Origin of the sequence: Ammonifex thiophilus (assembly GCF_003368535.1) — a bacterium.
Taxonomy (GTDB): Bacteria; Bacillota; Desulfotomaculia; order Desulfotomaculales; family Ammonificaceae; genus Ammonifex; species Ammonifex thiophilus.
The window spans coordinates 31145-46289 of record NZ_QSLN01000013.1; the positions used below are offsets into that span (position 1 = coordinate 31145).

Consider the following 15145-nt stretch of genomic DNA (forward strand, 5'->3'; position numbering starts at 1 on the left):
CCTTACCTCCTCAACCGCGGCCAGAGGAGACCCGCCGCAAGGGCCAGCAGCAATCCGCCGGTGATGACTCCTTCTACCACCGGGAAGGGCTGCCTGAAGCCCTCGAAAAGCTCCCAGGGCTCGCCCTTGGCAAACTTTTCCACCAGCGATACCTCCATGGAAGCCAGGGCCTGCCCTTCCTGCTCAGTGGCCTGCCGCGGCTCCCGGTAAAGCACCATCCGGCGCAGCTCGAAGTATCTAGGAGGAAAGACTTCTTTCTTTACCCGGACCTCGACCTCCCTGCCGGTGGGGAGATGGGTCAAAACCAGGCAGTAATGCTCCGGACCCAGGTTGCGGGCGAACCTGGAAAGGTTCTGAGGGGAAAGGGGCTCGACTTTAGCGCCGTCGGGAAGCACAACCTCCAGCCGCCCCTGATCCCCCAGGAGGTACTGCAGGCAGACCACGGCCGAGTAGTCGGGCAGGGCGCACTTCACCCGTAGGTCCTCCCGGCAGGGCGTTTCCCCCAGCTTCTCCAGCCCCGTCTGGAAGGCCCGGTAGGCGAAGATCACACCGGGCAGCACCGAGGAACCGGTTCCCATCTTCTTGCCATGGTGGTACACCACGTCCCGGAAGCAGATCTTGACCTCTTTGCCTCCCTCCCGCAGCACGATGGGGGAGATCTCGTCGAAAGATATGGGGGGCTTATCCCCCGGCGCGTGCCCCCAGGCGGCGGAAGCGAGAAACAGAGAAAGAAGGATTAAGGCCACTATCATCCTCACTCGCACGTTTTCCTCCCTCCCAGCTTTTAAAGGCTCATGGTGACGCGGATGACCTCGGCCAAGGTGGTGATCCCCTTTCTCGCCTTCTCCAAGCCATCTTGCCGCATGGTCTTCATCCTTCCCGCCACCAACTCCTTGAGGGTCATGGTGTCGGCGCCGGAGGCGATCCGCTTTTGGAGCTCCTCGTCCACCACCAGGAGTTCGAAGATGCCCGTGCGCCCCCGGTAGCCGGTCTGGTGACAGTAGACGCAGCCCCGGCCGGCGTAGAACTCCTCCCCCGCCTCGGGGTCGAGCCCCAGGGCCAGGAGCTCCGCCAGGGAGGGTTTGACCTTGGCGCGGCAGCGGGAGCAGATGGTGCGCACCAGTCGCTGGGCCAGCACCCCCCGCAGGGCGGCCGCCACCAGGTAGCGCTCGCAACCCATGTCGGCCAGGCGCTCCACCGCGCTCACCGCGTCGTTGGTGTGCAGGGTGGAGAGGACCAGATGCCCGGTCAGAGCTGCCTGCAGGCTCAGCTGCGCCGTCTCGCCGTCCCGTATCTCCCCTACCATGATGATGTCCGGGTCCTGGCGTACGATGGCCCGCAGGGCGTCGGAGAAGGTGAGCTTCTTGGAAGCGTAGTCCACCTGCACCTGGGTTATCCCTTCCATTTGGAGCTCCACCGGGTCCTCCACCGTGATGATGTTCACCTCCGGCCGCCGCAGGTACTTGAGGGCGGCGTAGAGGGTGAAGGTCTTGCCCGAGCCGGTGGGCCCGGTCACCAGAATGAGCCCGTGGGGCAAGGCCAGCAGCTGCCGGAAGTTCTCCAGCAGCTCCTCCGTCATGCCAAGATCCTTGAGCTCCATGATCTTCTCCTGCGAAGGGAGAAGCCGCATGACCACCTTCTCCCCCCGCACGGAGGGGAGGACGGAGACACGGACGTTAGTGGCCCGGCCGTTTTCCGCCGGGCGGAAGACGAATCCTCCGTCCTGAGGGGCGCGCTTCTCCGCTATGTTCATACCCCCCAGCACCTTTATGCGCGAGACCAGGGCGGGGAAGAGGTCGAGCGGTAACTGCTCCACCGGGCGCAGCAGCCCGTCGATGCGGAAGCGCACCTTGAGGTGGTCCGGCTCCGGCTCCAGATGCACGTCGGAGGCTCCCAGGTTGATGGCCTTTATGAGCAGGGCGTCCAGGAGCTGGGCCACCGAGCCCCCCTCCGCCGGCTCTGCCTCTTGCTCCTCCCCGAGGACGAGCTTGCGCACCTCCTCCAGCTCGCTGGGGCGCATGAGCACCAGGCGCACGTTCTTCCCCGTCAACCGGCGCAGGTTCTCCACCACCCCGGGGGCCACTTCCCCCCTACAGGCCAGGAAAAGCTCGTTATCCTCCAACCGCACCGGGTAGAGGTCGTAGCGCCGGACGAGGGCAGCCGGCACCAGCTGCAAGAGCTCCGGAGTGATTTGCACCCGATCCGGCGAAAAAACAGGCAGGCCGTAAAAGCGGCTCAGTAATTCCACGAAGCGGTCCTCCTGGAGGAAGCCCTGTTCCAGTAGCACCTCCTCCAGCCTCTTGTTGGTGCCCCGCTGCAGTCGCAGGGCCGCCATGAGTTCCTCTTGCTTGATGGCGCCGGACGAGACCAGGAACTCGCCCAGGCGCGAGCGGGCAATGGCCATCAGCGATCACCTCGTTTCCGTTTAAAGGGCGAGCTTCTCCTTCAGCAAGGCCGGGTTGCGGGCGGCGGCGAAGGCGGTGTCGAGGTCGATGAGCCGCGCCTTGACCAGTTGAGCCAAGCTCTGCTCCATGGTCTGCATCCCCAGGCGCCCGCCTGTCTCCAGCACCAGCCTTATGTGTTCATCCTTGCCCAGGCGGATGAGGTTGGCCACCGCCGGAGTCACGATCAACACCTCGCAGGCCAGCACCCTTCCCTTCCCGTCGGCCCTGGGGAGGAGTTGCTGGGCGATGACCGCCCGCACGGAGGCGGCCAGCTGCTGCCGCACCTGGCCCTGCTCCTCGGTGGGGAAGACGCCGATGATGCGGGCGAAGGTGGAAACGGTGTCGCGTGCGTGCAAGGTGGAGAGGACCAGGTGGCCGGTCTCGGCCGCCATGATGGCCGTGCGAATGGTTTCCAGGTCCCGCATCTCGCCCACCAGAATGACGTCGGGGTCCTGGCGCAGTGCCGCGCGCAGGGCATCGGCGAAGGAGGGCACGTCGGTGTAAAGCTCGCGCTGGTTGATGATGCTGAGCTTGTTGTAGTGCACGTACTCGATGGGGTCCTCCACCGTGATGATGTGGCGCCGGTACTTTTCGTTTATCCGGTCGATTATGGCGGCCAGGGTAGTGGACTTACCCGAGCCGGTGGCGCCGGTCACCAGGACGAGCCCGCAGGTAAGGTCGGGGAGCCGGTAAACCGATTCGGGCAGGCCCAGGCTTTCCAGCTGGGGGATCTCGTCGGCCAAGCGCCGGAGGGCGCAGGCTAGGCTCCCCCGCTGGTAGTAGGCGTTGACACGGAAGCGCCCGATGCCCGCCATGCCCACCGCCAGGTCCACCGAGAGGCGCTGCTCCAGCACCTCCCGCTGGCGGGGGCTCAGGAGCTGGTAGACCAGCCGCTGGATGTCCTCGGGGCTCAAGGGGTCGTACTCTTCCAGCGGGGTGAGAAAACCCCCGATGCGCAGAATCGGAGGAGTGAAGGCGGTCAGGTGCAGGTCGGAGGCGTCTCTTTCCTTGGTCTCCAGCAGAAGCTCTTCGATGTGGAAAGGGATACGCTTGCGCCTGAGTTCGGGAACCTGAGAACCGCCCATGGCCTCTCATCTCCTCCCTAGAAGAGAATTTTCAGTCGGGCCTGCAGCCGGGGATCTTCCTTCTTTTCCGGTTTGGCCTCCAGGCCCTCCAAGTAGACCAGGTATTTCCTTTGGCCCAAGGTGCGGGTAAAGTCGGCCACGTCCTGCGTCCTTCCCCAGACGACCATGTGGTACTCTTTCCAGGAAAAGGCCTCCTCAGGCTTTTCGGGCGGGGCGTCGGCCTTGGCCTTGCGCTCCGCCTTTAGGCTCACCTCTTTGATCTCCAGCTGGTGGGCCAGGGCCAGAGCGTTGATCTCGGTCACCCCTCGGGTGAGTTCGCTCAGCTGCTCCGCTTTAGCGCTCCGGGCCGCGTCCCTCTCCTGCTCCTTGCGCTTCAGCTCCTGCCGGAGGTCTTCCACCTGCCTCTGCAAAGGGCCGGCGGCGGGCGGCTGGGCCGCCGCTACCTCCCGCCGCAGCTCCTGCAGCCGGGCCCGGTCCTGCTCGTACTGCCGCGCCAGGGGATCGTAAAGGTAGCGGACGTAAAGGAAAATGCCGGCCGCCAGCAGCACTACCACCAGCAGAACTTTCTCGGTGCGGGTAAGCGCTCTTCTAGGCATACCCCCTCGATCCCCCCTACTCCTTGACCACCACGGTGATGATGAAACGGTAGGTGACCTTTTCTTCCTGCCCCGAGCCGCCCTTGGCGCTCTCCTGCTTGAGGCTGTCCAGGCGGGCGTAGGCGCACCAGGGCTGGGCCTGGTAGCTTAAGAGCAGGCGGTTTATCCCCTCCACATCGGGACTCTCCCCTCCAAGGCGGTAGGCTCGCTCCTCCTCCCCGGCCCCTACCGGCAGGAACTCCTCCTTGGTCTCCTTCTTGGCGCCTTTCTTGTCCTTGGTCTCGGGAGCCGGTGCCCGGCCCAACTTGCTCACCTCCCTGATCTTGACCCCGAAGGGCTCCTCCCGGGCCGCCACGTCCAGCAGGCGCGAAACCCTGATCTCTTCCGTCCGGTAGCCCTCGCGCAGGAAGTGGGTCTGCGCCTCGACCGCCTGCACCTTCTTCCTGAGCGTCTCTTCCTCCTTCTTCAACTGGTTGTAGCGGTTCTGCGCCGCCTCGATTTCCTTTTTCTGCTGCTCCAGGACGGCTATCTCCCTCTGGCAGCGTTTGGTCTGCTGCTTCAGAACCAGGTAGTGGCCGCCGAAAATCAACCCCACGGACAGCACGGCTATCAGGGGGTAAAGGTGCACCCGCTCCCGCAGGCGGGCCAGGCGCTCCTCCCAGTCGTCCACCCCGATCCCCTGCGAGGCGCTACCGGGGGTGAGCTGCCGCACCCCCGCCCCCACCACGGTGGCGAACTCGGGGCCGCAGCCTTCCTGCACCCACAGAGGAAGGAGCACCTCCTCCGTCCCCAGCAACTGCCGCGCGTAGAGGGCGGCGAGGTCCAGGTTGAGCCCGGCGCCCACCAGCACCACCGGCAGACCCAGCATTTCCCTCAGGGCCAGGCCCTCGCGCAAGGAGGCCACGAGCTCCGGCGGCGGGGCGCCGGGTAGAGGGGTGGAAAAGCCGGCAGCCAGGGCCGCCCCCACCTCCGGCGGCGGAGCGTAAAGGTCTTGCATCCGTCCCCTTTCCACCAGGGCGCAGCGCAAACCCGCCCGCCCCACCTCCAGGACCAGGAGAGTCCGGTACCTCCGCCCCCTGAAGCCCAGGGCGCCCCCCAGGGGGAAGCAGAACTCCGGGGGGAAGACCTTGCCCAGCTGCAGGCCCCGCTCGGCGAAGAGGTTTTTCAGCGCCCGGTAGTCCTCGCGCGGCAGGGCTGCGACCCAGAAGACCACCCTCCCCGGTTCGACCTCCGGCCCCCTTTGAAAGCCCAGGTAGTAGTCGGTGGGAGGGGCGGGGAGGAAGGGCTCCACCTCCCAGCGCAGCGCCTCTTTGAGCTTCCCGCCCCGCAGGTGGCGCAGGCGCGCCTTCTCCAGGGTCACCTCCATCACCGTGACCAGCGGGGTGGCCAGGGTAGCCCGCCGGGGCCGCACGGGCAGGCGGTTTAAGAGGGAGGCCAGCTCCTCCGGCGTGGGGAGGGGGCCGCTCCCCTCTTCCCGCTCCCCGGCCGCGCAGAGCTCCGGCTCTATCCCTTTAAAGCCCCGGCGGAGCACCGCCGCCCGCATCAAACGTTCCGTCACTTCCAGCGCCAGCACGGAAAGCAAGGATCGATCATCTCCTTACTACTTGACTACGAAGAGAAGCTTGTCGGAAAAGGGATAGTGGGTTCCCTGGGAACTCACAAAGACCCGGGCTGATGCCTCCTCGGTAGAGCCGGTTTTCTTCGCCTTCGCCACCCGCTCCCCGCAGGCGATCCCCTCGGGGGGGGTGAAGACGGCCTCGAAGAGGGCCTCCTTCCACACCCACTTGCCCGGCTGGTTGGGGTCGGGCGGGGGGAGATAAACCTTCTCTACCACGGTGTAGGAAATGCTAGCAGGTGCCGCCCGGTCGCTGATCGGGTGATGGTGAAGGAAAAGCTCTACATTGGCCGTGTCCTCCGGGTCGGTAGATTGGGGGTTGCCGTTCACCACCTTCCCCTTCAGAGTAAGGGAACTCAAGTGCCAGGAGCGCTTGGGAACCTCCAGCACAAGGTCGTCGCCGGTGCCGAACTCGCCGTCCCGGCCGGCCGAGCGAATTTCCAGCTTCTCCTCCGAGGTGTTAGGATCGACCACCACCTCGAACTGCAATTCCTTACCCCAGGCGTCTCTGAGCACTCCGTCCCGGGGCTCGGGGAGGTAGGGGCCGCGCCAGGCGAAGCCGGGCTTAAGGTTTGCAAGTCCAGGGTCTTTCCAGAGGAAATCGGGGCGGACCGCTCCCGTGTCGTCCTGGGGCCACTGGCCGAGGTCGCCGCAGTAGCCCCCCACCAGCCGGCGTCCGCCGGGGTCGTAGGCGTCGTCCGGGCCGATGAGCGCCGCCTTGACCCTTTCTAAAAGTTTCCACGTCTCCCTCTCCTCCTGGGTGAGGTTGGCCAGGTACCACTCCTCCGGCCTTATCTCCAGCACCAGGTTGTCCTTGTTCTCCGGTGCCTGGGGATTGTAGCATTGACCGGGATTGCTGCGGTCGCAGGGTTCGGAAGAGGAAGGGGGGAGCACGATTTTGCCGTCGGGGCCGGCACTTATTATCAGCAGGTAAACCCCCTTGCTGTCCTTCTCCTTCACGAAAAAGAGCGGCCTCCCCCAGGCGTCCTGCAGAAGCCCTTCGGTGCGCATGAGGGGCGGGGTCTCCTTCTTGTAGGCCGAAGCGTAGCGGGCCTTGGGATAGGGAAGGTAGGGGCCACGCCACCGCCCCTCGTCCTCCCCCAGTTTGAGCCACTTTTCCCACAGAGCCCTCGGCTGGCCCAGATAGGGTGTCGACAGGTCTCCGCCGTGGTAGACCTCCTCGCTGGTACTCCAGTCCCACCTCTCTTTGGTGGCGTCCCACGTCGCCTTGTAAAGCCGGGGGAGATCCCCCATATCGCCCACGTAGCCCCGGACGAGGCGACGGCCGGAAGCATCGTAGGTGTTGGGCGGGCCCAGGAGGGCGGTGCGGACGGCCTCCATGGTCTCCCATGTGGCCTTGGTGCGGCGCACCCGGTCCAGGTGCCCCACAAAAGGCACGATCATGGCCGCCAGCATCCCCAGCACCGTGATGAGGATGATTACCTCCAGCAGGGTCATGCCCGCCTCGCCCGCCCGGCGCACCTTCCCACCCCTTTCCCGGTTCAGAGCGAGCTTCCGGGGGAGGCCAGGCCTGCCTCGGGGCATCCCTTCGCCTCCTCGGCGCCCGCCAGCAGCACCCCCCGCCGGGCCAGGACGAAGCCCAGGACCACCCAGAAGAGGGGCATGACCGGCAGAATCTCCGAGTGGAAGAGGCCGGTGACCAGGTAGGCGACCCCCATGGCCCCCACGCCGTCCCGCTGCCCCCAGAGGGAGGTGATCAGGAAGGCCAGGTAGAAGACCAGGGCAAAGGCTCCCATGGTGACGGCCGTCTCCAGGTAAAGGTTAGGAGTTTTGTCCCAGAAGCCCAGCCAGGGCATGCGCTGCACCACCACCGTGAGGTGGTCGGGCCCCAGCCCCCAGGCCCAGCAGTGCTTGCAGAGCAGGACCACCCGCTTCCACACGTCCCAGAACTGGTCGAGGCGCAGCCAGCCCACCCGCTGCGCCAGCGGGGTGAGCTTCAGGGCGGGGAAGAAGAGCAGGGTGACCAGGGCGAAGGGCAGGGCCGGCCAGAGCTCCTTGAGCCGGAGGGGGCGGCGCCGCGCCAGGCAGAGCGCCCCGGCCAGGGCTCCCAAGACCGCCGGCCAGTCCAGGGTCAGAAGCAGCCCCAGGTAGACCAGGACCGCCGGCGCCAGCCACCACCGGCGCCGCGCGAGGGAGAGCCACAGGGCGCCGGGGAAGGCGAAGCCCAGAAAGAAGCCCAGGTTCTCCGCCGAGCCCAGGGTGGCGTAGGCGGTCATGCCGCGGCGGTAGGGCTCGTGCGGCACCGGGTTGAAGCCCAGGAGCTGTGCCAGCGCCAGCAGGGAGCAGAGGGCGGCGGCCAGGGTGAGGGCCCGGAGAGGCCGCTCCGGGCGGCCGTGGACGGCGGCCAGCAGGAGGAGCGGGACGCAGAGGAGGTAGGTGGCCAGGCCGGTGTAGCGGAAGGCGGCCCCCGTCCAGGCCAGGCGCGGGAAGGGGGCCAGGGCGGTGGCCACCAGGGCCGCCAGGAGGAAGAGAAAGAGGAAGAGGAAGGGCAGGGAAGGGCGCGCGAGGCGCAGGCGCACCCGCCGCCAGAGAAGCACGAGCAGCGCCAGGAAGGAGGCCAGCCCCAGGAAGAGAAAGCGGGGGGCGTAAAAGTAGTCGAGCCACCCGTCCCGGAAGGTGACCGGGTGGGGGATCACCAGCAGGGGGAAGAGGAAGCAGAAGGAGACCAGCAAAAGCTCGGCGGCGTCAAGCTTAAAGAGGCGCTCTCTTAAGGGGCAAAGCCGCTTTATCACGTCCGGCAACGCTTTTCACCTCAAGCTTTCAATTTTTAAGGGGCGGGGGGGAATCCCCCCGCCCCTCGCTCCGGGAAGGGAGGCTGGAGACCCGCTGGTTTAGTAAGTCTCGACCTTATCCAGTACCCACACCGGCCTGTCGGCCGCCATGGGGTTGCATCCCTCGGGGCAGAAGGTGGTGAACTGCCACACTTCCTCGCCCTGGCCCTTGGCGATATCCACTATCTTCGTCTCGCCAGTTTCTTCATTCTTGAATGTAAGCTTCACGCCGTTGGTACCGCCGTAGGCCGCCACTATCTTATCGGCGACGGACGCCAGCCTGGGCACCACGATGTTGTAGTTGTTGTAGAGGAAGTGGTCGCCGCGCTTGATGCCGTTGGGGCACAGGCCGGCATGCTGGATCTGGCCCTCCCTAACCAGCTCGCTGTTGGGGCCCACGCCCAGGACGATGCATCCGATCCGGTCGGGGTGCCCGATCTTCTTGGGACCGGCGGTCGGGTCGAGCTTGTGGTTGTCGCCGAAGCCCACCGCCAGCACCGCCGTACCCGCCTTTACGTCATCCTCCTGCATGAAGTCGTTCTTGCCGGCCACGTGCTTCGGAATACCCTCGTTTAGCTTCTTTACCTCGTTGCCGATGTACTCCATGGCCTTGACGTCCTGGTTCACGTTGAGGTAGTAGATCTTGCTGATGCCCAGGGCCCTGAGTTCGTCTGCCGCAGCCTGGTCGAGCGTCAGCAGCCCCAGCTTGGTCATGGCGTAGAAGTCCTTGGAGAGGACCTCCTGCCCGTCCACCTTGTTGTTGTTGTCGATGTACCAGCCCTTGCTCCCGTCTTCCTCCTTCGTCATATCCCACTGTGTCGAAGGATCCACCGCCTTACCCGCATCGTCATGGCACACCAGGCTCGTCAGGTAGTTGGGGAGCTGGCCGGTTTTCTCGGTGTAGGCCGCCAGCACCTGGCGCAGGCGCATCTGGTTAGTGTCGCACACCGTGTCGGAGGCGCCGCTCGCTACCTTGGCCAGCCGCGGGGCGATCATGGCGATGAGGAAGCCCATGATCGCGATGACGATCAGAAGCTCGATCAGGGTGAAGCCGCCCTGACCCTTGAGCCGCCGGAATACCTTCCTTACCCTCTCTTTCATGCCGGAAAGCCCTCCTCCTTAAATTTTCGTTCTCGGCGAGAAGGGCTCACCCGCAGAGCCTCCTTCTCCGGGTAAAGCGCTCATCCTCCGGCTCGGCCCGGGCCCCGCGCCCGCGGCCTCCTTCAGCTCCTTCCCCTTCGCTTCCCACCCCCTCTTCTATGGTGAGGCGGGCAGACCCGCCGCCGTCTCCTCTTTCAGCGGGGGAGCGGGGTAGTCCACCACGAAGCGGTACTGCTTGCCGCAGTGGATGATCACTTCCTTCTGCCCCCGCTTGAGGATGCGGATCTCGATCCGCATCTCGCCGAACCCGTCGTGGCGGAAGAGCTCCTCGTAAAGCTTCTTTATCTTGGCCAGGACCATCTCGTTGGTGTGCGCCATTCTTTTCCCCCGCTCACTTAGCCCAAGCTCGTGAATAAGTTTAGCTCAAACTAACTTATCTCGTCAACTAGAATATACCTTGGGCTCGGCCAACGCAAGGTCGATTAACGGCGATTAAGGGGCGTTGGGGAGGAAGAAGACGAGTTGTAGCGGCAAAAACTAAAAATTGCGAGATTTTAAACCCGTTATCTCCTGAAAGCTTCCACTAATACCATACTCCGCAAAAACTTCCTTTATTTCGCCAAAAGACGACAGAAATCGATGTTGTCTTCGCCCCTTTTCTACAAGGGCACCACTACCGGGACCCCCGGAGCTCCTCCACCAGCACCGGCACCCCGTAGACGGCGGCGATGTTCTCCGGAGTCACGATTTCCCTTCCGCCGCAGGCGTAAACGGTGTGGTCCTTGAGGAAGAGGAACTTGTCGGCGAAGCGCAGCGCCAGGTTGAGGTCGTGCAGTACCACGACGGCCGCCATCCTCTTTTCCTGCACCGCCCGCCTGACCAGGCCCAGCACCTCCAGCTGGTTCTTCAGGTCCAGGTTGCTGGTGGGCTCGTCCAGCAGGAGCACCTGCGGCTCCTGGGCGAAGGCGCGGGCTATGACCACCTTCTGCAGCTCCCCGCCGCTGAGCTCATCCAGGTAGCGGAGGGCGTAGTCCTCCAACCCCAGGAGCCTGAGCGCCCGGTGGACCGTTTCCAGGTCCTGCCGGGTAAGCCCCCACTTCACGTGGGGGCGACGGCCCAGGAGCACGGCGTCGAAGACGGTGAAGCGGGTGGCCTGGTGCCGCTGGGCCACGTAGCCCAGGCGCCGGGCCACCTCAAGCAAGGGAAGGCGGGAGATATCCCGGTCGTCGAGCAGGATGGTCCCGCGCCGTTGTTGCCCAGCACGGCCAGAACCTCCCCCCGCTCGACGCGGAATTTTATATCCCTCAAGATAGGGCGGCTGCCGTAGCTGAACTCCACCCCGTCCACCACCAGAATCATCGCCTGCCATACCGTTCCTCCCACACTAGGTTATACTGGGTAAGGCTGCGGAATCCAGGAGTCTGGTCAGTGTATTAAAGTTGGCTACAAAGACGCTCTTAATGTATCCCAGCGTGGTGAAGGTCATTGCTTCCTCGCGGGAAGCTCCTCGCGACGGGAACGGCTGCGCCGCGGCCCGACCAACCATATAGGTCAGGGGCCTTTTGAGCTTAAAGCCCGTCCTGCCGACGTTAAGGCTCCCCACGTAATCCCGGTCAGCGCTGTACCCGCAGAAAGGACAGACAAACCAGGGACCGGAGTCTTTCTCCTCAGGCTCACCCGGCGACTTGACGTGCTTGCCTCTTCCCAGACACCTGGGGCAAGCAGTGCTCGTACCACCTGGAGGAACCGGTATGACCCTGATCCCTAGAAGTCTCGCTTTATACCTCAGGAGTCTGAAGAGAAGCCCCCTCACCGTGGTGGTCACCCACCAGTTGAGGTCTTTCGGCCTTCCCTTCTTCCCGCGCAGGGTGAGGAGCCACTCAACAAAGATGTACCGGCAGTCGAAAGCCTTAGCTAAAAGCACCAAAAGGCTTGATACCTGGTGGGCGAGCTGGTGCTGTATCCGGTGGTACTTCTGCCAGGCAGAAGCAAACAAACGGTTGTACCTCTTCCACTCCGGGCTTTTTCTTTCGTGCTGGTCGCGTGTCTTTTGCAGCCGGCGGATCTCCTGCCGGATGCGGAAGAGCTTGGCCCTCAGTGCCTGCCAGAAGACGAAGAAGGGAGGGGTGAGCTGCCCCTCTCTGGAAACTACGGTGCCAGTGATGAGCTTCCTCTGCCCCCAGTCAAGCCCCAGCGCCCGGTCTCTCTCGCCCGAAGGTGCTTTTTCCGGCACCTCCACCTTGACATCAAGAAGAGCGACGAGCTTACCTGAAGGCTTAGCTTTCAACCTCAGGTCGGGGGCATGAAGCTTTCCTCCCTGGGCCAGCTTCTCTTTAAGCTCCTCCGGCAGTCCGACCTCGAAGGAGAACCACTGCCAGTCTTCTTCCTTCTTGGGCTCGGGAGAGATTGGAAGCTTCGCCCGGCCTCGCAGGACTTCCCCGTCGCACTCGTACTTCATCACCTGTCCCCTCTCAGGACCATCGTCCGCAGAAGTCGTGAAGGTGAACTTTTTGGGTTCAGGCCTTTTCTGGAGCTCGAAAAAGTCCTGCGGAAGCCTTTCGTGCTCGGCGTAGAAGCTGGCCATGGCCTCGGCCACGTTGAAGAGATACCCGAACTTTTCCTGCTCCCCGTCCTCTTTAAGCAGTTCATAGAGCTCCCTTGCGGCGTCCTTAGCTTGGCCTGAGAAGTAAGGCAGGAAGAGTTCAAAGATGCGCTTCCTCTCGGCCATGGAGCGTAGGAGGCGACCTGCCGACTCTAAGATAGAGCGCCAGACACGGCTGGGAATGTAGACGTCCTGCGGACGGGGAAGCTCTGCGTCTAAAAGCTTCCACGCCTTGCCTGGGGAAGAAGCCACGGCTTCCAGGCCCCCAGGCGACCAGTACGTCCCCAGCACCTGCTCCTGGACTTTGAGCCCCAGGGCGGTGAGGTTCTTAAGTGGCCCTACCAGCCCGTCGGGGAGCCTCAGGCTGGTCGTCAGTATCAAGGCGGGAAAGTGCCTCCTTTACTCTTTTTGAGCTTTTTCATCTTCGGCACAAGATATCCTTGTGAACACCGAGCAGGACCGCCACTTCGGCAGTCCGGTACATCGCTTTTTATGGTACTTCGGAGGGAGCTTTAAAGGGCCTGGTTTGAAAAACTGTACAAAAGTGTTTAACCACACTCTTGCACAGCCGCCCCTGCACCAGGAACAGGAACTAACCTTCTCACCGCCCGCTTCCAATCCCCCGCCACCAAAACCGTTTTCAGGGGAGAGAAGTCCCTCAACGTGCCTTTTGAACTTTGAGGGAACTTTTCAAGAAGCGGGACGGTGAGGGCTGCGGAGAGAACTCGCCAGCTTTTTCGCCACCTTAAGAGGTAGCCCCTCACCGGCTCCTTCCTTTGGTCGGCCGGATCTCGGGAAACCGGCTCGCTCTCCCCGCTTTGGAGCATGCGTAAGTGTCTTTGAAGGGTCTTCAGCTCGCTACGCGTAACTGATAGTCTCTTCTTGATGGCCCTCTTCCGCCACTCATTCTCTTCTCCCTTTAACTCCCGCTTGAGTTCTTTTATCTTCTCTTCTAACTGGGCCAAGGCATAGAGCAGGTACTCCTCGTCTTGAAGCAGGAGTTCGTAGCTTTCTGGCAGCTTTTCTTCAAAACCCAGGGCTCTCCTCCCGACTACTAGAGCCCCGGCCACGTCTTTGTCCACCAGGTACTGGGGCGCGTACTTGAGCTTCCCTATCACCGAAGTGTAGGCAGGGTCTTTCTTGGCCACTTCTACCCCGTGCCTCTTAGCCAGGACTTCTATCTTCTCCAGGAGGCTCTTGTAGATCCACCGCTGGAGCTTCTTCCGGAGCTTGGGAAGGCCGTCTCCTCTTCTCCCCTTCGGCAGCTTTTCCAGGTCTTCCACGGCGATGGCCCTGCCCTTTTCCAGGGCTAAGTTAACCACCCGGTAGGCCACCTGCCAGCAGAGGTATTCCCTCCTGTCATGAGAGGCGGAAAGAAGTTCGTGGAGGCTTATCCTCTCGTAGCCCAGGAGGTTCCCATCAGGGGAGACTTCCGCCAGGGCCAGATGAAAAGGGTAGGCGTTGACGTCTATCCCTAAGACCCCGCTTTCCAGGGTGATGGTGGCGGGAGGGAACTTCTCTCTGACGCTCACGAGGGCGTAGATTTCGCCGTCTCTGAGCTTCAGCTCCACGTCGTAGGGAAACCACTCGCCGGTCTTTTCCGCCTGGTACAGGCTCCAGATGAAGCCTATCCACTTGTCCTTTTCTCTTTTGACCGGCCTTACGACCTTAGCCCAGACCCATCTCCTTTCTCCCACGCATATCCGGAGGTAAAGCTCCCCTTCAAGCCAGACGAAGCGGAGGTTGAGGTTCCCCTGCTTGCTCCTGTCTCCCCGGGAGTAGAGGTTCCCCTGCCTTCTCTCCCTCCACTCTCTCTTCAGCTCCTCACGCCTTGAACCGTTCAGGTGCTTCTTCTTGAGCTTCTCGAAGAGGTTCCTACCACCGAAGACGACTTTGGAAGGGCTCTGGCCTCTTTCCCGGCAGGACTTAAGGACGCTTGAGGCCTTCAAGATGGCGTCGTCGGCGTAGCGGGTGTTGATCTGAAAGACCCGAGCCAGGTGCTTCTTGAGTTCTTCTCTCGGCCAGCCTTCGAGGAGCCTCTGGTAGCCGTATCTCTCGGCGGAAGAAAACCTCCGCATGAGATCGAGGACTTTCTGCCTGTCTTCCTCGTTCTGGAACTCTAAAAGCGACTCCAGGGTTATCACTTCTTCTTCCCGCCCCTCTTGCCGTAGATCCTGGCGGCAAAGGAGGTCACGGTGGCGACGAGGTCTTCCGCCAGCTCTTTTACCTGCTCCTCGCTCTCCTCACCATTCAGCACCACCAGTTCCACGCCAAAAGCGTCGAAGAAGCTTCTCAGGTACTCAAAGCCGAAGCGGGCCAGCCGATCGGGATGCTCAATCACCACCCTCTCCACTTCGCCCCTCTTCACCATGTTGAGGAGTTTTTGTAGCCCCCTCCTGTTCTCGTTCACCCCGCTGGCGATCTCCTGGATTATTTCGTAGTCCCAGCCTCTTTCCCGCGCAAACTCCTTAAGCCTCTCGACCTGGTTCTTGAGATAGGCTTCCTGCTTCCTGGTGGAGACCCTGGCGTAGAGGACCGTCTTCAGCCGGACGCCCTCTTCCCCCAGGAGCCCGAGGAGCCTCTCGATGTCTTCCACCTTGTACCTCCGCACGCCGCCAGGGGTTCTGGCAGGAGTTATCAGCCCTTGCCTCTCGTAGTTCAGGAGGGAGCCCCGGCTGAGCCCGTAGATCTCCTTGCACTCTTTGATGGTCAATAACTTCCGCTTCATGGCTCAGGCACTAATATACATGCTTTACGAAAACCTGTCAACTGTTGTGAACCTCCTGATCGTGTCAACCTACTGTAGGAGTCTCGAGCCCCACCATCCCCGGACCAGGACGAACTACCAGAGAAGATCGATGTTCCGGCTCAAAGCTTTGAGGGCTCTGGTTAATGATGTTACCGGACCTC

13 protein-coding genes are annotated in these 15145 nt (G+C 62.9%); all 13 read right to left on the reverse strand.

The window, feature by feature from the left end:
• Positions 1-2: 2 nt before the first annotated feature.
• Positions 3-764, reverse strand: coding sequence for a hypothetical protein (locus DXX99_RS08445; RefSeq protein ID WP_134642981.1), 762 nt, complete (start codon positions 762-764; stop codon positions 3-5).
• 20 nt (positions 765-784) lie between these two features.
• Positions 785-2404, reverse strand: a complete 1620-nt coding sequence (locus DXX99_RS08450) for a GspE/PulE family protein (protein ID WP_205664677.1) — start codon at positions 2402-2404, stop codon at positions 785-787.
• Between the two features lie 21 nt (positions 2405-2425).
• Positions 2426-3529, reverse strand: a complete 1104-nt coding sequence (locus tag DXX99_RS08455) for a type IV pilus twitching motility protein PilT (protein ID WP_115793060.1) — start codon at positions 3527-3529, stop codon at positions 2426-2428.
• 17 nt (positions 3530-3546) lie between these two features.
• Entirely contained in the window at positions 3547-4125 is a 579-nt protein-coding gene (locus DXX99_RS08460) for a hypothetical protein (RefSeq protein ID WP_115793061.1), read from the reverse strand.
• 16 nt (positions 4126-4141) lie between these two features.
• Positions 4142-5707 carry a hypothetical protein gene (locus tag DXX99_RS08465; protein WP_115793062.1) on the reverse strand — a complete coding sequence of 522 codons (1566 nt, stop codon included), beginning with the start codon at positions 5705-5707 and terminating at the stop codon, positions 4142-4144.
• Between the two features lie 18 nt (positions 5708-5725).
• A complete protein-coding gene (locus DXX99_RS08470; protein ID WP_115793063.1) occupies positions 5726-7285 on the reverse strand; it encodes a type II secretion system protein GspG in 1560 nt (519 codons plus the stop codon).
• Positions 7243-8502: a hypothetical protein gene (locus DXX99_RS08475; protein ID WP_115793064.1), complete on the reverse strand. Its 1260-nt coding sequence runs from the start codon at positions 8500-8502 to the stop codon at positions 7243-7245. Before DXX99_RS08475 ends, DXX99_RS08470 begins: the two co-directional genes overlap by 43 nt.
• A gap of 90 nt (positions 8503-8592) precedes the next feature.
• Positions 8593-9633, reverse strand: coding sequence for a type II secretion system protein (locus tag DXX99_RS08480; protein WP_115793065.1), 1041 nt, complete (start codon positions 9631-9633; stop codon positions 8593-8595).
• A 156-nt stretch (positions 9634-9789) separates the two neighbouring features.
• Positions 9790-10011 (reverse strand): hypothetical protein, encoded by a 222-nt coding sequence (locus DXX99_RS08485; RefSeq protein WP_115793066.1) that lies wholly within the window; start codon positions 10009-10011, stop codon positions 9790-9792.
• Positions 10012-10306: 295 nt separating this feature from the next.
• The gene (locus DXX99_RS08490) at positions 10307-11002 is read right to left on the reverse strand and encodes an ATP-binding cassette domain-containing protein (RefSeq protein WP_338065877.1); all 696 of its coding nucleotides are present in this window, start codon (positions 11000-11002) and stop codon (positions 10307-10309) included.
• A gap of 15 nt (positions 11003-11017) precedes the next feature.
• A complete protein-coding gene (locus DXX99_RS08495; protein ID WP_115793067.1) occupies positions 11018-12616 on the reverse strand; it encodes a zinc ribbon domain-containing protein in 1599 nt (532 codons plus the stop codon).
• A gap of 167 nt (positions 12617-12783) precedes the next feature.
• Entirely contained in the window at positions 12784-14379 is a 1596-nt protein-coding gene (locus tag DXX99_RS08500) for an IS200/IS605 family accessory protein TnpB-related protein (RefSeq protein ID WP_115793068.1), read from the reverse strand.
• On the reverse strand, positions 14376-14963 hold the full coding sequence (locus DXX99_RS08505; protein ID WP_115793069.1) for an IS607 family transposase: 588 nt from the start codon (positions 14961-14963) through the stop codon (positions 14376-14378). Before DXX99_RS08505 ends, DXX99_RS08500 begins: the two co-directional genes overlap by 4 nt.
• Positions 14964-15145 lie beyond the last annotated feature (182 nt).